The organism is Salinicola rhizosphaerae (genome assembly GCF_014652715.1).
In the GTDB taxonomy this organism is placed as follows: domain Bacteria; phylum Pseudomonadota; class Gammaproteobacteria; order Pseudomonadales; family Halomonadaceae; genus Salinicola; species Salinicola rhizosphaerae.
The window spans coordinates 430,349-448,838 of the sequence record NZ_BMZI01000003.1; the positions used below are offsets into that span (position 1 = coordinate 430,349).

The 18,490-nt window shown below is 64.4% G+C and carries 21 protein-coding genes and 3 tRNA genes; 5 read left to right on the forward strand and 19 right to left on the reverse strand.

Annotation, left to right across the window (positions count from 1 at the left end):
* The 4 genes from purC to dapA all read right to left on the reverse strand — a co-directional run.
* A partial coding sequence (gene purC, locus IE125_RS08165) for a phosphoribosylaminoimidazolesuccinocarboxamide synthase (RefSeq protein WP_189444149.1) occupies window positions 1-660 on the reverse strand: 660 nt, incomplete at its 3' end.
* 111 nt (window positions 661-771) lie between these two features.
* Complete coding sequence (locus tag IE125_RS08170) at window positions 772-1,572, reverse strand: MBL fold metallo-hydrolase (RefSeq protein WP_229808996.1); 801 nt, start codon at window positions 1,570-1,572, stop codon at window positions 772-774.
* On the reverse strand, window positions 1,572-2,525 hold the full coding sequence (bamC, locus tag IE125_RS08175) for an NlpB/DapX family lipoprotein (RefSeq protein ID WP_189444151.1): 954 nt from the start codon (window positions 2,523-2,525) through the stop codon (window positions 1,572-1,574). The genes IE125_RS08170 and bamC overlap by 1 nt, the downstream gene beginning before the upstream one ends.
* 74 nt (window positions 2,526-2,599) lie before the next feature.
* The gene (gene dapA, locus IE125_RS08180) at window positions 2,600-3,484 is read right to left on the reverse strand and encodes a 4-hydroxy-tetrahydrodipicolinate synthase (RefSeq protein ID WP_189444152.1); all 885 of its coding nucleotides are present in this window, start codon (window positions 3,482-3,484) and stop codon (window positions 2,600-2,602) included.
* Window positions 3,485-3,884: 400 nt separating this feature from the next.
* On the opposite strand from dapA, the gene IE125_RS08185 reads away from it, so the two are divergent.
* The gene (locus IE125_RS08185) at window positions 3,885-4,355 is read left to right on the forward strand and encodes a peroxiredoxin (protein WP_189444153.1); all 471 of its coding nucleotides are present in this window, start codon (window positions 3,885-3,887) and stop codon (window positions 4,353-4,355) included.
* 71 nt (window positions 4,356-4,426) lie between these two features.
* On the opposite strand, the gene IE125_RS08190 is transcribed toward IE125_RS08185, so the two are convergent.
* On the reverse strand, window positions 4,427-5,515 hold the full coding sequence (locus IE125_RS08190; protein ID WP_189444154.1) for an AI-2E family transporter: 1,089 nt from the start codon (window positions 5,513-5,515) through the stop codon (window positions 4,427-4,429).
* Window positions 5,512-5,751: a sulfurtransferase TusA family protein gene (locus IE125_RS08195; protein ID WP_189444155.1), complete on the reverse strand. Its 240-nt coding sequence runs from the start codon at window positions 5,749-5,751 to the stop codon at window positions 5,512-5,514. The genes IE125_RS08190 and IE125_RS08195 overlap by 4 nt, the downstream gene beginning before the upstream one ends.
* A gap of 227 nt (window positions 5,752-5,978) precedes the next feature.
* Between IE125_RS08195 and IE125_RS08200 the strand changes: the two genes are divergently transcribed.
* Entirely contained in the window at window positions 5,979-7,448 is a 1,470-nt protein-coding gene (locus tag IE125_RS08200; protein WP_189444156.1) for a M48 family metalloprotease, read from the forward strand.
* 1 nt (window position 7,449) lies between these two features.
* Here the strand turns inward: IE125_RS08200 and IE125_RS08205 are convergent, their stop codons facing one another.
* From IE125_RS08205 to radD, 13 genes are all read right to left on the reverse strand, one after another.
* Window positions 7,450-8,655 (reverse strand): serine hydrolase domain-containing protein, encoded by a 1,206-nt coding sequence (locus tag IE125_RS08205; RefSeq protein ID WP_229808997.1) that lies wholly within the window; start codon window positions 8,653-8,655, stop codon window positions 7,450-7,452.
* A gap of 109 nt (window positions 8,656-8,764) precedes the next feature.
* Window positions 8,765-8,840 (reverse strand) — tRNA-Lys (locus IE125_RS08210).
* Between the two features lie 55 nt (window positions 8,841-8,895).
* Window positions 8,896-8,971 (reverse strand) — tRNA-Lys (locus tag IE125_RS08215).
* Between the two features lie 63 nt (window positions 8,972-9,034).
* Window positions 9,035-9,110: transfer RNA gene (locus tag IE125_RS08220), tRNA-Lys, on the reverse strand.
* Between the two features lie 87 nt (window positions 9,111-9,197).
* Window positions 9,198-10,064 carry a 23S rRNA pseudouridine(2605) synthase RluB gene (gene rluB, locus IE125_RS08225; RefSeq protein ID WP_189444157.1) on the reverse strand — a complete coding sequence of 289 codons (867 nt, stop codon included), beginning with the start codon at window positions 10,062-10,064 and terminating at the stop codon, window positions 9,198-9,200.
* A 35-nt stretch (window positions 10,065-10,099) separates the two neighbouring features.
* A complete protein-coding gene (scpB, locus tag IE125_RS08230; protein WP_189444158.1) occupies window positions 10,100-10,969 on the reverse strand; it encodes an SMC-Scp complex subunit ScpB in 870 nt (289 codons plus the stop codon).
* 10 nt (window positions 10,970-10,979) lie between these two features.
* The gene (locus IE125_RS08235; RefSeq protein ID WP_189444291.1) at window positions 10,980-11,939 is read right to left on the reverse strand and encodes a segregation and condensation protein A; all 960 of its coding nucleotides are present in this window, start codon (window positions 11,937-11,939) and stop codon (window positions 10,980-10,982) included.
* A 122-nt stretch (window positions 11,940-12,061) separates the two neighbouring features.
* The gene (gene pqqE, locus IE125_RS08240) at window positions 12,062-13,207 is read right to left on the reverse strand and encodes a pyrroloquinoline quinone biosynthesis protein PqqE (protein WP_189444159.1); all 1,146 of its coding nucleotides are present in this window, start codon (window positions 13,205-13,207) and stop codon (window positions 12,062-12,064) included.
* Complete coding sequence (gene pqqD, locus IE125_RS08245; RefSeq protein WP_189444160.1) at window positions 13,204-13,494, reverse strand: pyrroloquinoline quinone biosynthesis peptide chaperone PqqD; 291 nt, start codon at window positions 13,492-13,494, stop codon at window positions 13,204-13,206. The genes pqqE and pqqD overlap by 4 nt, the downstream gene beginning before the upstream one ends.
* Complete coding sequence (gene pqqC / locus IE125_RS08250) at window positions 13,491-14,291, reverse strand: pyrroloquinoline-quinone synthase PqqC (RefSeq protein ID WP_229808998.1); 801 nt, start codon at window positions 14,289-14,291, stop codon at window positions 13,491-13,493. Before pqqC ends, pqqD begins: the two co-directional genes overlap by 4 nt.
* Window positions 14,285-15,172, reverse strand: coding sequence for a pyrroloquinoline quinone biosynthesis protein PqqB (gene pqqB, locus IE125_RS08255; protein WP_229808999.1), 888 nt, complete (start codon window positions 15,170-15,172; stop codon window positions 14,285-14,287). Before pqqB ends, pqqC begins: the two co-directional genes overlap by 7 nt.
* A gap of 41 nt (window positions 15,173-15,213) precedes the next feature.
* On the reverse strand, window positions 15,214-15,291 hold the full coding sequence (pqqA, locus tag IE125_RS19420) for a pyrroloquinoline quinone precursor peptide PqqA (protein ID WP_075569317.1): 78 nt from the start codon (window positions 15,289-15,291) through the stop codon (window positions 15,214-15,216).
* Window positions 15,292-15,379: 88 nt separating this feature from the next.
* Window positions 15,380-17,239, reverse strand: a complete 1,860-nt coding sequence (gene radD, locus IE125_RS08265) for a DNA repair helicase RadD (protein ID WP_189444161.1) — start codon at window positions 17,237-17,239, stop codon at window positions 15,380-15,382.
* A gap of 143 nt (window positions 17,240-17,382) precedes the next feature.
* Here radD and IE125_RS08270 point away from each other — a divergent pair, with 143 nt between their 5' ends.
* Genes IE125_RS08270 through IE125_RS08280 form a run of 3 tightly spaced genes read left to right on the forward strand, consistent with a single transcriptional unit; the run spans window position 17,383 to window position 18,411 of the window.
* Window positions 17,383-17,796, forward strand: coding sequence for a hypothetical protein (locus tag IE125_RS08270; RefSeq protein WP_189444162.1), 414 nt, complete (start codon window positions 17,383-17,385; stop codon window positions 17,794-17,796).
* 47 nt (window positions 17,797-17,843) lie between these two features.
* A complete protein-coding gene (locus IE125_RS08275) occupies window positions 17,844-18,158 on the forward strand; it encodes a putative quinol monooxygenase (protein ID WP_189444163.1) in 315 nt (104 codons plus the stop codon).
* 22 nt (window positions 18,159-18,180) lie between these two features.
* On the forward strand, window positions 18,181-18,411 hold the full coding sequence (locus IE125_RS08280) for a DUF2835 family protein (protein ID WP_189444164.1): 231 nt from the start codon (window positions 18,181-18,183) through the stop codon (window positions 18,409-18,411).
* The last annotated feature ends 79 nt before the right edge of the window (window positions 18,412-18,490 follow it).

The window sequence follows — 18,490 nt, forward strand, 5'->3', positions numbered from 1 at the left end:
GCCACCCAGCCCCTGACGGAAGCGATCCTTGTCCATCTTCTCGCGCGTTTCGGCGTCCCAAAGCCGGCAGCCGTCCGGGGAGAACTCGTCGCCCAACACGATCTCGCCGTCGAAGACACCGAACTCGAGCTTGTAGTCGACCAGCAGCATGCCGCCGTCCAGGAAGAGCTGCTTGAGCACGTCGTTGACGCGGAACGTCAGCGACTTCATGGTTGCCAGCTGTTCGGGCGTCGCCCAGCCAAAGGTCTCGGCGAGCGATTCGTTGATCATTGGGTCGCCCTTCTCGTCATTCTTGAGAAACAGCTCGAAGGTCGGCGGCGCGAGATCGATACCCTCCTCGACGCCCAGGCGGCGTACCAGACCGCCGGCCGCGAGATTGCGGACCACGCACTCGACCGGGATCATGTCGAGTTTCTTGACCACGCACTCGGTATCGGAAAGCAGCTGCTCGAAATGGGTCGGAATGCCGGCTTCCTGCAGTTTGCCCATGATGAAGGCATTGAACTTGTTGTTGACCAGCCCCTTGCGCTCGAGCGCTTCCTTCTTCTTGCCATCGAAGGCGCTGGTGTCGTCGCGAAAGTGCAGCACCAATCGCTGTGGGTCGTCGCTCAGATAGACCGACTTGGCCTTGCCGGCATAGAGAAGATCGCGTTTTTGCATGGGCTGTCTCCGGGTCGCGACCGGCAAGGGCGGCGACCGATTACTGAAGTGGGATCTTGAAAATTACGGATTGATATTGAAGCCGCCATGGCCTTGCAGACGATCGTGCGGCTAGGCGACCACCTGCCATTCGGTGCCGCGATCCTGTGCCGAGATCGTCAATCGCGCGTCGTCGCCATCGAGCAGCGGCACCAAGGCCTCGCGCGCCAGTTCCGGATGGTTATTCTGCTCCGACAGGTGCGAGCAGACAATGCGCTGCAGGCGATCGAGTCCGAGCTGTCGCAGCAGATCCGCGGCCTGCGCATTGGCCAGATGTCCCCAACGCCCGGCAACGCGGCGCTTGAGATGAGGCGGATACGGCCCCTCGGCCAGCATTCTCGGGTCGTGGTTGCACTCGAGAAAAAGCGCATCGCAGCCACGGAAGGCTTCGACCACGTGCGCCGTGGGATGCCCCAGGTCGGTCAGCACGCCGAGCCGACGCTCGTGAGCATGAAAGCAGAACTGGATCGGCTCGCGTGCGTCGTGCGGCACGGTAACGGGATCGATCTCCAGACCGCCGATGGCGAACCGCGACTGCGGCGTGACCAGCTCGTGGTAGGGCACCTTGCCCAGCTTGCCCGAGAGCCAGCTGCCCGCGCTGAGATGGACCGGTATTCGGTATCGGCGCGCCAATGCCCCGACGCCGGTGATGTGGTCGCCATGTTCGTGCGTGACCAGAATCGCCGCCAGCTGGCGAGGATCGACGCCAAGACGTGCCAGACGTTTTTCCGCCTCGCGCATGCCGAAGCCGCAGTCGACCAATACCAGCGTCTCGCCATCCCCGACCAGGGTCGCGTTACCCTTGCTGCCGCTACCCAGGGAAGCGAAGCTCAGCCCGCGCGCCGCTGGACCCGGGGAGGACGCCGCCATCATCAGCGCAGCGTCGAAGCGATGGCGTCGAGCAGCTCACGAGCCGCCGGCGCCGGTACGGCCTTGCCATCGGGGTCGGTTGCGGAGATTACCGTGCTGGCACCGCGCGCGCTCAGTTGCAGACGATAGTGCTGATAGTTGTCATCGTCGCCGAACCAGTCGAACCAGCCACCGTCATCGGCATCGAGCGGGCGATAGTCGACGTAGAAGCGATTGGCGCTACGGTTCTGGTCGGTCAGTTCGAAACGGCCATCATCGAAGCCGTTCTGCAGCTGATAGAGCAGCTCGCTCCAGGCGCGCTCGCCGTCGAGGGCGAGATCGAGCTCCCAGCCACCGTCACGATTACGCAGCTTCACGCGCTCGTTCTGATCGAGCGGCTGAGCCGCCAGCGAGACGCCGGTATCGCCGCCACCGTTGGCTTCCAGGTAGGCCTTCACCGAACTCAGACACTGACTGCTGCCACCAATATCGCAGCGCACTTCACTGGTACCGTTACGCAGGCCCTGACGTAGACTCAAGCTGCCCTGCGCCGTATCGATACGGCCGCTGGCCGCATTGGCCGAGGTCGCATTGATACCGTGGTCGGTCGCGAAGCCCTGCAGGCGCGGCCAGACGCTTGCCGGCGCGGCGTTGACCAGCAGCCAGCGCTCGCTACCAGCCTGACGCGACTCGACATACGGCTGGTCGTCGCCCTGACCGGATGCCAAAGGCTGCGGCCTTGGCGCATCGTCGTCCGCCTGCGACGCGATGAAATCGCTGTCGGCCTGCGGCACCGGCATCGAGTCCTGATAACGCAGCGCATTACCGGAGTCGGGCAGCTGCAGCGGCTCCGCCATCTTGGCGTCGCGATATTCAGCGTCGCGATCGTAGTAATAGCCGTCCTGGAACAGACCACAGCCGGAAAGTACCAGCGACGAGCACAACATCAGAGGCATCCATTTCAGGATGGGCTTCATGCATCCACCTTTCTTCGAAGCAAAACGTCTCGAACCAGACACGTTTCGGGGCAAATCGTTGGGCGCGAACCGGCTCACGCGGACTCGATACCGGCCAGCTGCAGGGCTTCGGCGACCTTGCCGTGGTAGCGCTCGGAGAGCCAGGTCATCGGCAGCCGGATGCCGGTGTCGGCGTAGCCCATGCGGCTGAGCGCCCACTTGACCGGAATCGGATTCGACTCGATGCCGAGCGCCGTGTGCAGCGGTGCCAGGCGCGCGTTGATCTGGTGCGCCCGCTCGCGCTGCCCGCTGATGGCAGCAACGCAGAGCTCGTGCATCGATTTTGGCGCCACGTTGGCAGTCACGGAAATATCGCCGTGACCGCCCATGAGCATGAAGTCACAGGCGGTCGGGTCGTCACCGGAGTAGAGCGCGAAGTCGCTCCCCTGGAAGCGATCGATCAGCTCTTCGGCGCGCTCCAGATTGCCGGTGGCATCCTTCAAACCGACGATGCGCTCGAGCTCGGCAAGACGGAAGACCGTCTCGTTGTAGATATCCGAACAGGTGCGACCGGGGACGTTGTATAGAATGATCGGCAGCTCGCTCGCTTCGGCAACCGCCTTGAAATGCTGATACAAGCCTTCCTGCGTCGGCTTGTTGTAGTAAGGCGCCACTGACAGGCAGCAGTCGGCCCCCACTTCACTGGCATAGCGCGCCAGCTCCACCGCCTCGGCCGTGTTGTTGGCGCCGGTGCCGGCGATGACCGGGATACGGCCGCCGACCTCTTCGACGATGGTGCGGATCACATCGAAATGTTCGGCGAAGGACATGGTCGTCGGCTCGCCCGTCGTGCCGGCGGCGACGATCGCATCGGTGCCGTGCTCGAGGTGAAACGCTACCAGACGCCGGAGCGCTTCCCAGTCGATCTCGCCACCGGCTTTCATCGGCGTCGCCAAGGCGACGATGCTGCCTGTGATCATCTTGCTCTACTCTCCTGAAGAACCAGCCAAAGGCTGGAACGGCATTCAATCGGTACGATACCCGCCATTCTCGGCGCGCGAGCTACATGCCGTTCGGCTTCCAGCCGAACCCGTGAGCCGACACCGGCACGATCATTCGAGCGCGCCTCAACCCGATTTTGACAAACACCAGATGGTACTCAGGCAATCCCGGCCTGTACAGCAGCAAGGCCCTGCCTGCGGCCATTGCCGGCGATGCCTCCCGGCTCGACCTCGACGCCCGACCCTCTGCCGGGCATTCTCTCGAGCATCGACCGTCACGATCGATTATCGTTCGGTGTCTCTCATGACATTCGTCATGAGTGTGTCGCTTGCCAAGCGAGCGGCCCACTTCACTCCCGTTCTCATTCAGGAGACATCCATGAGCGTCAGCATTGGACAACCCGTCGAGGATTTCAGCGCCGAGGCCACCGGCGGCCAGCCGTTCACGCTGAGCGAGCAGCGCGGCAAGCAGGTCGTGATCTACTTCTACCCCAAGGACAGCACGCCCGGCTGCACGACAGAGGGTGGCGATTTTCGCGATAACAGCGAAGCGTTCGCCGCGGCCAATACCGTCGTCGTCGGCGTCTCGCGAGACGGCATCAAGTCCCACGAGAACTTCAAGGCCAAGCAGGGCTTCCCGTTCGAACTGATCTCCGACCGCGACGAAGCCGTCTGTCGTCAATTCGACGTGATCAAGCTGAAGAAGATGTACGGCAAGGAGCATCTCGGCGTCGAGCGCAGCACCTTCCTGATCGATGCCGAAGGCAAGCTCGCGCGCGAATGGCGTGGCGTGAAAGTGCCGGGGCACGTGGAAGAGGTGCTGGCCGAGGCCCAGGCGCTGAACGGCTGACGCTCTTCTCCGAACGCCTCTGCCTCTTGAGCGACTCGACCGATACGGCATCCGAGCGCCCGCTGACATTCTCAGCGGGCGCTTTTGTTTTCCACTGACAACGTATCCGCCCGCCGCGGCCACGCCTGCACCAGCGCCTTGAGCAGCGTCGCCAGCGGGATGGCGAAGAACACGCCCCAGAAGCCCCAGAGTCCGCCAAAGAACAGCACGGCAAGAATGATCGACACCGGATGCAGGTTGACCGCCCCCGAGAACAGGATCGGTACCAGCACGTTGCCATCCAGTGCCTGCAGCACACCGTAGGCGACCAGGACGTAGACGAACTCCTGGCTCATGCCGAAATGAAAGCCGGCGACGGCAGCTACCGGCAGCGTTGCCAGCGCTGCGCCGATGTAGGGCACCAGCACCGACAGCCCGACCATCAACCCCAGCAGCGCGGCGTAGGGCAGCCCGAAGGCGACGAAGGTCAGGAAGGCAACGCTGCCGACGATGACGATCTCGATGGTCTTGCCGCGCACGTAGTTGGCGATCTGGTCGTCCATCTCCTGCCAGACGCGCGTCATCAGCGTGCGCCTGCGCGGCAGCAGCGAGAGCAGAAACGCGACCAGCCGCTCGCGATCCTTGAGCATGAACAGGACCAGGATGGGCACCAGCACGAGATAGATGATGACCGCGAGCAGGTTGCCGAGCGAAGCCAGCGAGAAGGTCAACGCGCGCTGACCGAGCTGGGACGCCTGCTGGCTCGCGGTCGCCGCCCAGTTCTGGATCTGATCCGGCGTCACCACGGTGGGATAGCGCGTCTGCAGTTCGTCCAGCCAGCGCTGACTGCTGGCGAACATGCGCGGCGCCTCCTGCACCAGCTCGACCAGCTGGTTCCAGACCAGCGGCAGCACCACCAGCGCCAGCGCCAGCAGCGCGCCGACGAAGAGCAGAAACACCCCGCCGACTGCTGCCCATCTCGGCAGTCCTCGACGCTCCAGCCAAGCGACGACGCCCTGCAGCAGAAACGCCACGACCAGCGCGGTCAGAAACGGGGCCAGTGCCGCCCCTAGCCAGATCACCAGCGAGAATCCGCCGATCAGCAGCAGCAACAGAACGATCGCTTCCTCGTCCGACAGGTAGCGCTCGAACCAGCGCGCCAGCATGCCCCTGATGTTCATGCCTGAGCCTTGCGCAGCCAGTAGCGATAGACGCCACTCTCTTCGCACCGCTCAACCAGCGTATGCCGGCTGTGGGCGACGAAGCTCTCGAAGTCTCTCCAGGAGCCGGCGTCGGTCGCCACGACCTCGAGCAGCTCGCCCGCCGCCATGCTGGCGAGTGCCTGCTTGGCCTTGAGCAGCGGCAGTGGACAGCGCAGACCGGTGGTGTCCAGACGCAGATCGGGCTCGTGAGGCATGCAGACTCCTGTGATGGTCGCCGGGCGGGGCTGACACCATACCGCATCGGCAGGTCCATGACCCAGAACGCCGTGAGATCGGCGCGACGGCCGTGGGGCTCTTTGCCTCTCTATTGCATCGACGAGGATTAGGAGGCAACGTCTGTGGCTGATCGCGGTCGAACGCATCACAGCCAGCGGTTTGCGTCACGTCGTCGCAAACCGGTCCTCCGATCGAGAATGCCCGCATGACGTTGAAACGCCGAAGCGCTCCTCCCCGCCGCCTGCTGTTCGCGGCTGCCGTCATTGCCACCCTCGGTAGCGGGTCCGCCTGGGCGCAGAGCGCGCAGACAACCTACCAACTGCCCGATCTGGGCAGTTCGAGTGCGGCTGTCACGCCGGGCGATGAACAGCGTTTGGGACGCGCCTTTCTGCGTCAGTTCCGCGCCCAGACCGATCAGTGGCAGGACCCTATCGCGCAGACTTTCGTGCTCTCGATACTCGACCGTCTCGCCCCGTACAGCGGGGTCGACGAAACGCTGATCGTGGCGATGGTCGACAGCCCCCAGCTCAATGCCTTCGCCGTGCCCGGCGGCATCGTCGGTGTCAACGCTGGCCTGTTCGCTTCGGCCCCCACCGAGGATGAGTTTGCCTCGGTACTCGCTCACGAGCTGGGTCACCTGGCGCAGCGCCACTACGCACGCCGCATGGCACGCATCGAGCAGACTCAGCTGCCGACCATGGCGGCCATGCTCGCCGGGATGATCATCGCCGCCGGCGGTGGCGGGGGTGCGGGCTTTGCCACCATGATGGGCTCGTCGGCCGCGTTCATGCAGGATCAGCTCTCCTATTCTCGGCGTTTCGAACAGGAGGCGGATCGCACTGGCCTCAACGCGCTGGCCAAGGCCGGCTTCGACCCGCAGGCCATGCCGGAGATGTTCCGCTCGCTGCAGAAGATGGCTGCGCTGCAGGGCGGCAACCCGCCGGAATTCCTGCTCACTCACCCGGTGACGCAATCGCGAATCGCCGATACCCAGGCGCGCGCCAACCAGCTGCCTTCGCCCAAGCACGACGACAGCGACCCGGCCTACGCCATGGTCCGCGCCAGGGCGCTGCTGATGCTCAATCCGGACGACGCCACACCGGCGTTCACCGCGCTCGAACAGGATGATCCACCCGCCGCCGCCATCGACTATCTCGAGGCGATCACCGAAGCGCGGCAGGCGAATTACGCAGCAGCGCTCGACAAGCTGGATGCTCTGGCCAAGGCGTTTCCGGACATCTCGCTCATCCCGTCCACCGCGGCGCAGGTGGCCTATGAGAGCGGTCAACGTCAGCAGGCGCTGGAGCGCGCGCGCCGCGTACTCAGGCTGTCGCCAAGCTATTATCCCGCGCAGTGGACCCAGGCCGAGGCGCTCTTGCAGCTCGATCCCGATCGCGCCTTCGATGCCCTGCGCGACATGAGCGAGCAGTATCCCTACGACCCGAATGTCTTCGGGCTGCTGTCGGAGGCGGCCGGGCGCAGCGGACGCGATGCCTGGGGCCAGCTTGCTCGCGCCGAGCAGCTGCAGCTAGAGGGCCGTATCGACACTGCCATCCGCCAGCTCGATTCGGCCAGCAAGGTCGCCCAGCAGGAAGGCGACTACGCCATGGCGAGCCGTATCGCCCAGCGTCGCCAGGATTTTCTCGCCTACCGAGAGACCTTGAGAAATTTCTGAGTCAGTCGCTCAGCCTGGCGGCAACGGCGTCGAACAGCGCCATCGGTTCGATCACCATGCGCCCGAGTGGCTTGGGCGCCGCCGCATGCTGGGCAATCACCAGCTGTCGGGTCGGGTTGACGTAGATGTACTGCCCATGGATGCCACGCGCCGAATAGGCGCGATCCCGTCGCGATGCATCGGTCCAGCCGGTCCACCACATGAAGCCGTACTCGAGCGTCTCGCCCCCGGCCAGTCGGGTCGGCCGCGTCGCCTGCGCGATCCACCCCTCGGGCAGGATCGAGCGGCCGCCGATGCAGCCACCTTCCAGCATGAACTGGCCGAAACGGGCAACATCGCGCAGCGTCGCGCCAATGCCACTCCCGCCGATCTCGATGCCATCGGCGGATTCGAGCCACCAGGTCGCATCGCGCTCCATGCCGAAGGGTCGCCAGATCGTGTCGGAAAGATACTCGGCCAGAGGACGACCGACCGCACGCCTCACCACTTCGGCCAGTATCTGCGTCTCGCCGGTGCTGTAGTTGTGCCGGGCCCCGGGCTCGGCCACGCCAGGTAGCGCCGACATCACGGCCATCGCGCCGCCGGCTCGCTGGTCGATTTGAGCGTCGAGCAGCGCGCGCCGATCCGAGGCGGGATCGGTATAGGTCTCGTTCCAGCCGACGCCCGAAGCCATCATCAGCAGATCCCGCAGCGTGACGCCGGCATAGGCGCTGCCCGCCAGCGCCGGAACGTAGTCCGTCACGCGGGCCGAGAGCCCCTCGGCGATCGCCCCCTCCGCGATGGCCACCCCGGCGAGCGTCGACGTGACGGATTTGGCCACCGACATCGACATCCAGCGCGTATCCGGACCGTTGCCGCGCTGGTAAGTCTCGTGCACGACGCGCCCGCGATGGAGCACGATGAATCCTGTGACGCTGTTCAGCGCCAGGTAATCGTAGAGATCGTACGTCTGCGGCTCGGCGTAGATCGCGAGCGCGCCAGCGCCCTGGGCGCAGAAGCGAAGATCGTCGAAACCGACAGGCGCCTCGGGCAACGCACGCACGGGGCCGCCGGCCGCGATGGTGCGAGAGGGAAAAAGCCTGTGAATATTGCGGTAGGTAGTGACGGCGAGATCCGGCGTCAGGCGCCCGGAATAGGCATCGGCGATATTACCGATGGGCTCGCCGTCATGGCGGTAAGCGGGCGGATCGAAAGGCGACGATGACATGATGACTCTCCCGTGAGAATCATCCATCACTACCATAGGCAAGGGGCGTTGCACATCGCTCGCTGGCGAACGTCACGCGCTCGAGCAAGCTGGCCGGGGCGGTACATGATGGTGGGTCGTGTAGGATTCGAACCTACGACCAATTGGTTAAAAGCCAACTGCTCTACCAACTGAGCTAACGACCCGCAGAAAATCCGGAAAGCGTGACCGGACAGATGCCGAACGGCTGAGAGAAATCGATGGTGGGTCGTGTAGGATTCGAACCTACGACCAATTGGTTAAAAGCCAACTGCTCTACCAACTGAGCTAACGACCCATGCCGTCTATCGGCGACTGCTCACTGGCAGCGCTGCGATAGCAATATCGACCCGTCGGAGAGTGGTGGGTCGTGTAGGATTCGAACCTACGACCAATTGGTTAAAAGCCAACTGCTCTACCAACTGAGCTAACGACCCCTTCCGACTGGGCGCACATACTAATGGTAAGCCACGGTGCAGGCAAGCCTTTTTTCCGCCTGCACCGTGGCCGATCGTCGCCGAAAATCAGGACTCGTCGCGACGCGGCCGCTTTGGTTTCTTCATGGCGGTCACCGGACGACGCTTGTGCTTGTCGCGACTCCAGCGGTTTTTCTCGTCCGGCGTGAGTTCCGGCACCTTGCGCGGCTCGAGACCGGCCATGTTCGAGAGTTCGTCGATCTCTTCCTGGGTCATCTCGGACCACTCGCCGGCCTTGGCCCGCTTGTCGAGGAAGATATTGCCGTAGCGCACGCGCTTGAGGCGGCTGACGGTCAGCCCCTGAGACTCCCACAGACGGCGCACTTCGCGGTTACGCCCTTCCATGATGACGACATGGAACCAGGTATTGATGCCTTCGCCGCCGAACTCCTGAACGTCGGTGAAGCGCGCCGGGCCATCTTCGAGCATCACGCCCTCGACCATGTTGACGACATGCTCGCGCTGCACGTCACCCATCACGCGCACGGCATACTCGCGTTCGATCTGGTGCGAGGGATGCATCAGGCGGTTGGCGAGCTCGCCGTCGGTCGTGAACAGCAACAAGCCGCTGGTGTTGATATCGAGGCGGCCAATCGCGATCCAGCGCTCGCCTTTCAGACGCGGCAGGCGCTCGAAAACGGTACGCCGACCCTCGGGGTCCTTGCGCGTGCACAGCTCGCCTTCCGGCTTGTTGTACATGATGACCCGACGCGGCACCTCTTCGACGCCGCGCAGGTTGACCGGGCGGTCGTCGAGCAGCACCCGGTCTCGCAGGCCAATGCGATCGCCGAGCGTGGCGACCTGGCCATTGACCTTGACGCGACCCGCGCTGATCGCCGTTTCCATCTCGCGGCGCGAGCCGAAGCCGGCGCGCGCCAGCACTTTCTGCAGCTTTTCGGTCTGGATATCCGTCATGACGCTTTCGTTGCCTCTCGGCTGGGAAACCCGGTTCAGGTCTTGTCCTGTTCGTCCGAGGCTTCCGGGGTGTCCGCGCTGGCCGGCGCATCATCCGCTCGAGTCGAGTCATCGGATTGATGCTGGCGAGCGCGTTCGGTCAGTCGCGCTTCGAGCTCGGCAAAACTCAGCGACTGACCGGGGGACGCCGTCTCGGCGTGTTCGTCGTCATCGGCATGCGCCGACGTTGCCGATGATTCATTGTCGGCGGCACTGTCATCACCCGCCGCGGCCGGGGATGCCGGCGCCGCGCCACTGCCCTCGTCCACCGGTGGCATCGGCATCGAGGTTTCGAACGTTTCGAACTCCTTGAGTTCATGCATCGGTGGCAGCGCGTCCAGGGTTTTCAGCCCTAGATCGTCGAGGAAGGTGCGTGTGGTCGCGTAGACCGCCGGACGCCCCGGCACATCACGATGACCAACGATACGTATCCAACCCCGTTCGACCAGCGTGCGCATGATCGAGCTCGAGACCGCGACACCGCGCACTTCCTCGATATCGGCGCGCGTCACCGGCTGACGATAGGCGATCAATGCCAACGTCTCCAGCAGCGCCCGGGAATAGCGCTGGGGGCGCTCTTCCCACAGTCGCGACACCCACGGCGAATAGCGCTGCAGAATCCGTACCTGGTAACCCGATGCCGACTCCTGCAGCTCCAGCGCGCCGCCGCTCGACAGCCGTGCGCCGAGCTTGGCCAGCGATTCACGCAGGGCCGCCCGGGAGGGCGGTCGACCACTCCCCGCCAGCCCCTCGGGAAAGACGCTCTCGAGGCGCTCCAGCGACAGCGGCTCGCCGGCGGCCAGCAGCAGCGCTTCGAGGATCTCGTCCAGCGCCGGGGTCTGATAGGGATCGGTCAAGCGATTCATGCTGCGCGACTCACCGGGGCGCCCTGGTGACAGGGGCGTCGAATTCGGGGTTCTCGGATTCGGGTCTGTCGGATTCGGCGGCTGCCGCCTCGAAAGCGGATTCGCCGGCCGCATCACCGTCCTCGTCGACAGCGCCCTCGGCCAGCCGCGCGCGCACGTGGATCGGCGAGAGCGGCGCATTCTGCACGATTTCGATCATCGATTCACGCGCCAATTCAAGAATCGCCATGAAGGTGACAATCACCCCGGCGCGACCTTCCGAGGGCTCGAACAGCGATTCAAACGGCGTGTATCGATCGGCGACGAGACGCCTCATGATCGACTGCATGCGATCGCGGGTCGAGAGAACCTCACGGCTGATGCGATGCGACTGGCGCAGATCGGCGCGCGCCAGCATCTTGCTCAACGCCCCGAGCATGTCGGAGAGCGCGACATCCGGATGCCGGACGCGGACCTCCAGCGCCGGCAGCGCCGCCTGTGCCGGATGCCAGTCGCGACCCATCCGCGGCAGCTCGTCGAGCTCCTCGGCGGCGATCTTCAGCTGCTCGTACGCCTGCAGGCGTCGGATCAGCTCGGCGCGAGGATCGGCCTCTTCATCCTCCTCGTCCCCTTTCGGCGGGCGCGGCAGCAGGCTGCGAGACTTGATCTCGGCGAGCATCGCGGCCATCACCAGATACTCGCCGGCCAGATCGATCTCCATCGACTGCATCAGCTCGACATATTCGACGTACTGATGGGTGATCCTTGCCACGTTGACCGCGAGGATATCGAGGTTCTGACGCCGAATCAGGTAGAGCAGCAGATCGAGCGGCCCCTCGAAAGTCTCCAGAAATACCTTGAGCGCTTCCGGCGGGATGTAGAGGTCTTCCGGCAGCTGCGTCACCGGCTCGCCATTGACGCGCGCGACGAACTCGAGCGGCAGCTGCTCGGGTGGCGACGCCTCGGCGGCGCCGGGCTGATCGGATTCGATAACGCTCACGCCGCCTCCCGGATCAGTGGTGCATGGTGACAGCAGTCTAACAAGGCAGGCGACGATGGCCTATCGATGTGGCGTAGGCGGGCCGGCGATGGACTCGTCGCCATCGCCGTATATCAGGCAGGTTGGCGCGCAAACCGCCGGTAGATGAAGTCGTCGTCGCGGCTGGCGTCCTGAATCGCCAGCGTCTGCACCTCATCGTGATAGGGCGACAGTTCGCACACCGGGTCCATCTGCGTGGCATCGCCGGTCAGCGCAAGCGCCTGACAGCGGCAGCCGCCCCAGTCGAGCTCGCGCCGATCGCAGCTCTGGCACGCATCCGGCATCCAGTCGGTACCGCGATAGGCGTTGAACGCAGGATTGTCGCGCCAGATCTCGTCCAGACCGTGGTCGCGCACGTTCCAGAACTCGAGCCCTGGAATCGTCTCGGCGGCGTGGCACGGCAGCACTCGCCCGGAGGGCGTGACGTTCAGCGACTGACGCCCCCAGCCGTTCATGCACGGCTTGGGCAAGCGCGCGTAGTAGTCCGGCACCACGGCGTCGATCACCAGCTTGCCTTTGAGCCGCTCGCGGGCGGCTTCGACGAGCTCGAGCGCCTCCATCACCTGCTCGCGCGGCGGCATCAGCGCAGCCCGATTCTCGAGCGCCCAGCCGTAGTACTGGGCGTGGGCGATCTCGAGACGGCGTGCACCGAGTTCGACGGCCAGCTCGACCAGATCGGGAATCTGATGCAGGTTGTGGCGATGAATCACGCTGTTGAGCGTCAGCGGCAGCCCGACGTCGGTCACCTCCCGCGCGAAGGCCAGCTTCTTGTCGAAGGCGTCGGGCAGGTTGGCGATGCGGTCGTTGACCTCGGCCGTCGCCCCCTGCACCGACAGCTGGACGTGATCGAGCCCCGCGTCCGCCAGCGCGTCGAGCCGCGCACGGCTGATATTGACGCCGGCGGTGATCAGGTTGGAGTAGAGACCGGACTCGACGCAGCTTTCGATCAAGGCCTCGAGGTCCGGCCGCGCCGCCGGCTCGCCTCCCGAGAGATGCACCTGCAGCACGCCCATGTCCGCCGCCTGCCGGAACACGCGCCGCCAGCTGTCGGTATCGAGCTCCTCGCGCTTGCGCGTCAGCTCGACCGGGTTGGAGCAGTAGGGGCACTGCAGCGGGCAGCGATGGGTCAGCTCCGCCAGCATGCCGATCGGCGGCTGCGGTATCGGCTTCACAACGGAGCCGGCGGTGTCGTTCATGTCTTCGGTCAAGGCTTCGCTCATGCGACTTCCAGCACGTTCTTGCTCATCAGATCGAGAAGCATCGCCCGCACATCGGTCAGGATACGTTCGCGCGGCGCGTCGAACGCCGCCGCCAGATCATCGACGATATCGGCGACGTCACGCTCGCCGTCGACGCGCGTCAGCACCTGCTGGGCGATGGGATCGAGCTGAAACACCCGTTCCGGCGCCAGCAGCACCCAGCCGCCTCTCGCCTTGTCTTCACGCAGGCGCACGCCGCGCGGGATACGTACGACGTCGTTCTCTTGCAGGTCGGGCCGTGCCGTCATGGTCTCTGCGCCCCCTCGTTCTGACTATCGTTCTCACGCCCCGAGCCGCCACCCCAGGCTCCCGGCGGCACCTGTCCGGGCAAGACATAAGCGTGCTGAAGCGCATCCAGCATTGCCCACAGCACGCTGCACTTGAAGCGCAGTGCATCGATCACCGCCTGCTGCTGATCGGCACGATGGGCGTGACGCTTGACGTAATGGAGCGCCATCTCGGCATCGCGCGGCGCCTGGGTCAGACGCGGCTCGAAATAGGCCAGCGTCTCGCGGGAGACGAAGTCGTAATGCTCGAGCATGCCGCGCACCCGCTGGCCGATCACCATCGGCGAGAACAGCTCGGTCAACGACGAGGCGATCGCCTCCAGCAGCGTGCGGTCGCGAACGAAATGGGTGTAGGCCTCCACCGCGAAACGCGTCGCGGGGAGAATGGCGCGAGTCGACATCACCATGTCGCGGTCGAGCCCGAGCCCGTCGGTGAGCTTCAACCAGCGCTCGATGCCGCCCTCGCCGGCTTTTTCCCCGTCGTGGTCGACCAGTCTCGAGCGCCAGATTCGCCGCAGCTCGGGGTCGTCGAGCCGCGCCATCAACGAGGCATCCTTGATCGGAATCATCGCCTGGTAGTAGTAGCGATTGAGCGCCCAGGCCTGGACCTGGCGCTTGTCCAGCTCGCCGTTCTGCAGCATCAGCTGGAACGGGTGGCGATGGTGGTAGCGCGTCTCGCCGACTTCGCGCAGCCGCGCTTCCAGCGCTTCCATGCTCAACGGCTCGACGAGGTCGGGATGATTCTCGAAATTCAGCAAGAGAGCTCCATGCCGTCATGGGCGATCTGCCAGCCGGCGCGTTCGGCCGCCTGGCGCTCGGAAGAGTCGGCGATCAACACCGGATTGGTGTTGTTGATATGAACGAAGACGCGGCGCGCAATGTCGAGCTCGGCGAGCGCCGCGATGCTGCCGTCATCGCCGGACATCGACATGTGCCCCATGCGTTGGCCGGTCTTGTGACCGACGCCAGCGCGGACCATTTCATCGTTGCGCCACAGCGTGCCGTCGAACAGCAGCAGATCGGCACCCTCGATGCGGTCGGCCAGCGCCGGCGTCATCGCCGCACAGCCGGGAATATAGTAGACACGCTTGCCAGCGCTGATCAGCTCGACCCCGACGGTGCTCTCGCCCTCGACGCCGATCTCGACCTGATCGCCCTCGAGATAGAGTGCGGTCTTGCCCGGCACGGCGAAAAGCCGGGCTTGCAGGCCGTCGAGCAGCGTGAAGGACCGGTCCAGGGCGATCGGCTCTCGGCTGACGTATGCCGGGTTGAGCACGTCGAAAATCGGATTGGCCGCCAGCACGTCCTGGATCATCGGCGTCGCCAGCAGGCGAAACGGCGAGCTCTCGCGCAGGTTGAGCAACCCGCCAATATGATCGACGTCGGCATTGGTCAGCAGCACGCTGGCAATCGGCGAGTGCCGCTTCCCCTCGCGCGGATGCAGCGCCGGCGTCATCTGAATCTGTTTAACAATATCGGGCGCGCAGTTAATCAGCGCCCAGTGTTCGCCATCGACACTGATGGCGATCGAAGATTGAGTGCGCGGTATGACGCGGGGATCCCCACTCCAGACCAGGCGACACACGTCACAGCGACAGTTCCATTGAGGCGAGCCGCCGCCGGCGGCTGCGCCCAGCACACGAACCTGCAGAACAGGCCCGTGTGCAACGGTCTCACGACTCAAAATTCAGCGGGCATGTAGTCGTTGATTTCCATGCCGACACAGATCTCTTTCACTTCCGGGGTGGTCCAGCTCATGGTGAGCTCCTTGGCTGAGTGTGGGAAACGTCCGCCGCGCGAACGATTTCATTTTAGCCAATTGTCGGAGATCACCCCAGCCATTTTGTTAGCCTGTGAACGAATTTTCTGTCGAACCGCTCGCCGCCTCGGCTTTGCGATAGCGCCCGCTGTAGTCGAACAGCTTCTCGTCGACACGCCAGTGGCGCCCGGTCTTGCGTCCGATGACGAAATCCGGTGCGCGCAATCGCTCGGCCTCTGCCGCCGCCTGCTCGGCGGATTGCGGTCGCCAGCCACTGCCCGGTGCACGCAGATGCTCACGCAGGAAGATGCGCTCGAAGACGTGCTGCTGTGCCGGCGTCTCGAGGCCGAACCACTCATCCAGCGTCTCGCCATCCTCATCGTGATAGATCACCTTGAGTCGAGGCACGCCGCGACCGTTGGTGGTCGCCTTGAGCTCCATACCGCTGACCCGCAGCACTTTGGCATGCTTGAGTTTAAGCGCATCACGCAGCTTGTCGTCCGGGTCGACCAGGCGCTCGCCGCAGTGCCCGCAGGCGCGGGCGGCGATATCGTTCTCGCCGCCGCACTGTTCGCACACCTTGAAGCGGAAACGAAAGGTGCATTGCTGTCCGCCCACAAGCCCCTGACAGCGCCGCCCGTGATGCTCGATCACCAGATCACCGTCGCGCTTGCCCCAGAAGGTGTTGGCAAAACCGCATTCGGGACACTCGACCTGGACCGGTTCGCTGTCGGCATCGGGTCGGGCCTGGGCGATTTCCGGTGCATAAAGCTCCCACGGGTTACCGGCGTAATCGAGAATCAGGCAATCCTGCTTGGCGGGGGAAAGACGCAGGCCACGACCGACGATCTGCTGATAGAGCCCGACGGATTCCGTCGGGCGCAGAATCGCGATCACATCGACGTGGGGCGCATCGAAGCCAGTGGTGAGCACGGCCACGTTGACCAGGTATTTGAGCCGGCGAGACTTGAACGCCTCGATCAGTCGCTCGCGCTCCGGCCCCGGCGTCGCCCCGGTCACCAAAGCACATTCGGCTGATGGCAAAAGTCCCAGCACCTCCTCGGCGTGAGCCACCGTCGCGGCGAAGATCATCACGCCTTCGCGCTCACGCGAACGCTCGACGACATCGGCGACGATCTGCGGCGTCGCTCGATTGCCCTGCACCACCGCGTTCATGTCGCGCTCGGCGAACAAGCCGTCGCGCTGCGGCATGAGCCGGGAGAAATCGTAGAACGCCAGTGCCGCGTCGATGCGTTTCGGCTCGGCGAGATACCCCTGGCGAACCATCACCCGCAGGGGCTGCTCGAACACGCAGTCACGGAAAAATGCATCCTCCGGGCCCTTCACCATGCCGTGATAGTGGCGGTGATAAATGAAGCCTTCGCCGAGCCGATAAGGCGTTGCCGTCAGCCCTAGGATCTTGAGATTGGGCCGAGCTTCACGGAGCCGTGCGATGACCTTCTCGTAGGTGGAAGCCGCGCGGCGACTGTTCGCTCGCGAATCCGCCACCTCTGTCGATAGCGCCGCCTTTGACAACGACACACGATGGCACTCGTCGATCACCAGCAGCGTGAAATCACCGTCCGCGAATTGATCGAGCCCGTTGACTACCGACTGCACCGAGCCGAACACCACCTGCCGGGCACTCTCCTTGCGTTTGAGCCCAGCGCTGAAGATATCCGCCTCGAGCCCGTACGCCAGATACTTGGCGTGGTTCTGCTCGACCAGCTCACGCACATGTGCCAGCACCAGCACCCGACCACGCGCACGCCGTGCCAGCTCCGCGATCACTAGCGATTTACCGCTACCGGTGGGCAGTACGACGACCGCCGGATCATCACTGCCGCGAAAGTGCGAGATGACGTTATCGACAGCCTGGGTCTGATACGGGCGCAGCTCGGGCGCGCGGCTGGCGGAAGGGGGCGTGGAAGAGGCGTCGTTGGGCATGGCAGGCATGGTAACCGTGCGGCGCAGACGCAGCCAGCCGGTCGGTCACTCAGTCCGGCGCCCGATACTCTGTCCTTCGTTTACCCTACAATGACAGTGAACGGCGCCAGTGCGTCCGAGTATTTCATGGCACGGAGCCAAGCATGCCGACCGACACCCCGCTGGAACAGTACATCGAACAACTGAGCGCCCAGGGCATCGACATCGAAGCGATGGATGGCCAGGCGGCGCGACTGCGTCAGGACGAGCTCGAATACGTGCTCGTGGTGGCCGCCGACGAACCCGCCTTCTTCCAACTGATGCTGCCCGGCGTATGGCAGGCTGCCGCGGCGACCAACCGGGCGCTGCTGCTGGAGACCGCCAATGACGTGATGAACACGATCAAGGCTGCCAAACTGGTGGTGCACAACGAGGCGGTTCACGTCAGTGTCGAGCAGTTCGTCTCGGGGCCGGATCAGGGCGTGGCGCTGATCCCCGGGCTGATGGAGCTGCTCAAGAGCGCGGTCGCCGAGTTTCAGGAGCGACTCGGCATGGGCGAAGCGCCGCGCGTTCACTGACCGACACCGAACGCCGCCTACCATTCAATCCCGACAAGGAGAGTCCCATGGCCGATTCCACGCATTTCGTGGTGATTGCGGAATTTCAGATCAAGCCGGGGCAGGTGCCGGCGTTTCTGGCACTGGCGCACAACGACGCCAGCGAGTCGATGGCGAACGAGGAAGGCTGTTTCGCGTTCGACGTGCTGACGCCTGAAGGTAGCGAAGACAGTGTCGTACTTCATGAGGTCTACCGCGACCGCGCCGCGTTCGAGCATCACACCACCATGCCGCACTATGCCCCATTCAAGGAGGGTAGCGCGCCGCTGCTGGCCGCGGAGCCGGAAGTTCGATTCTTCTACACCGCCGTACGGCCGACCTGAGTTCCCCGCTCGACAAGTCGCGATGCCAAGCGTCGATCTCCGGCTCGATCTGAGCCTCGCCCAGTGCCAGCACTACTACGGCGGCAGCGCCGAGGTCATTCACGCTCGGGCTCTCGATGGCCGCCGCGTGCAGTTCCCGGCACGGGCGCTGCATCGCATCATTCAGCGCGACGGCGTCCACGGTGTGTTCCGCCTGCATTTCAGTGACAGCGGTCGGTTCATCACCATCGAGGCGCTGACCGCTTCAGCCTGAGCGCACGGCATGAAAAAAACCGGCTTGCCCGAGGATGCATCCCCCAGGACAAGCCGGTTTTCCTGTCGATACTCAGCTA

Coding starts and splice junctions, on each gene's coding strand:
- IE125_RS08170 (WP_229808996.1), bottom strand. CDS start 1,572: ATGATGGCGGCGTCCTCCCCGGGTCCAGCGGCGCGCGGGCTGAGCTTC.
- bamC (WP_189444151.1), bottom strand. CDS start 2,525: ATGAAGCCCATCCTGAAATGGATGCCTCTGATGTTGTGCTCGTCGCTG.
- dapA (WP_189444152.1), bottom strand. CDS start 3,484: ATGATCACAGGCAGCATCGTCGCCTTGGCGACGCCGATGAAAGCCGGT.
- IE125_RS08185 (WP_189444153.1), top strand. CDS start 3,885: ATGAGCGTCAGCATTGGACAACCCGTCGAGGATTTCAGCGCCGAGGCC.
- IE125_RS08190 (WP_189444154.1), bottom strand. CDS start 5,515: ATGAACATCAGGGGCATGCTGGCGCGCTGGTTCGAGCGCTACCTGTCG.
- IE125_RS08195 (WP_189444155.1), bottom strand. CDS start 5,751: ATGCCTCACGAGCCCGATCTGCGTCTGGACACCACCGGTCTGCGCTGT.
- IE125_RS08200 (WP_189444156.1), top strand. CDS start 5,979: ATGACGTTGAAACGCCGAAGCGCTCCTCCCCGCCGCCTGCTGTTCGCG.
- IE125_RS08205 (WP_229808997.1), bottom strand. CDS start 8,655: ATGTCATCGTCGCCTTTCGATCCGCCCGCTTACCGCCATGACGGCGAG.
- rluB (WP_189444157.1), bottom strand. CDS start 10,064: ATGACGGATATCCAGACCGAAAAGCTGCAGAAAGTGCTGGCGCGCGCC.
- scpB (WP_189444158.1), bottom strand. CDS start 10,969: ATGAATCGCTTGACCGATCCCTATCAGACCCCGGCGCTGGACGAGATC.
- pqqE (WP_189444159.1), bottom strand. CDS start 13,207: ATGAGCGAAGCCTTGACCGAAGACATGAACGACACCGCCGGCTCCGTT.
- pqqD (WP_189444160.1), bottom strand. CDS start 13,494: ATGACGGCACGGCCCGACCTGCAAGAGAACGACGTCGTACGTATCCCG.
- pqqA (WP_075569317.1), bottom strand. CDS start 15,291: ATGAGCTGGACCACCCCGGAAGTGAAAGAGATCTGTGTCGGCATGGAA.
- radD (WP_189444161.1), bottom strand. CDS start 17,239: ATGCCCAACGACGCCTCTTCCACGCCCCCTTCCGCCAGCCGCGCGCCC.
- IE125_RS08270 (WP_189444162.1), top strand. CDS start 17,383: ATGCCGACCGACACCCCGCTGGAACAGTACATCGAACAACTGAGCGCC.
- IE125_RS08275 (WP_189444163.1), top strand. CDS start 17,844: ATGGCCGATTCCACGCATTTCGTGGTGATTGCGGAATTTCAGATCAAG.
- IE125_RS08280 (WP_189444164.1), top strand. CDS start 18,181: ATGCCAAGCGTCGATCTCCGGCTCGATCTGAGCCTCGCCCAGTGCCAG.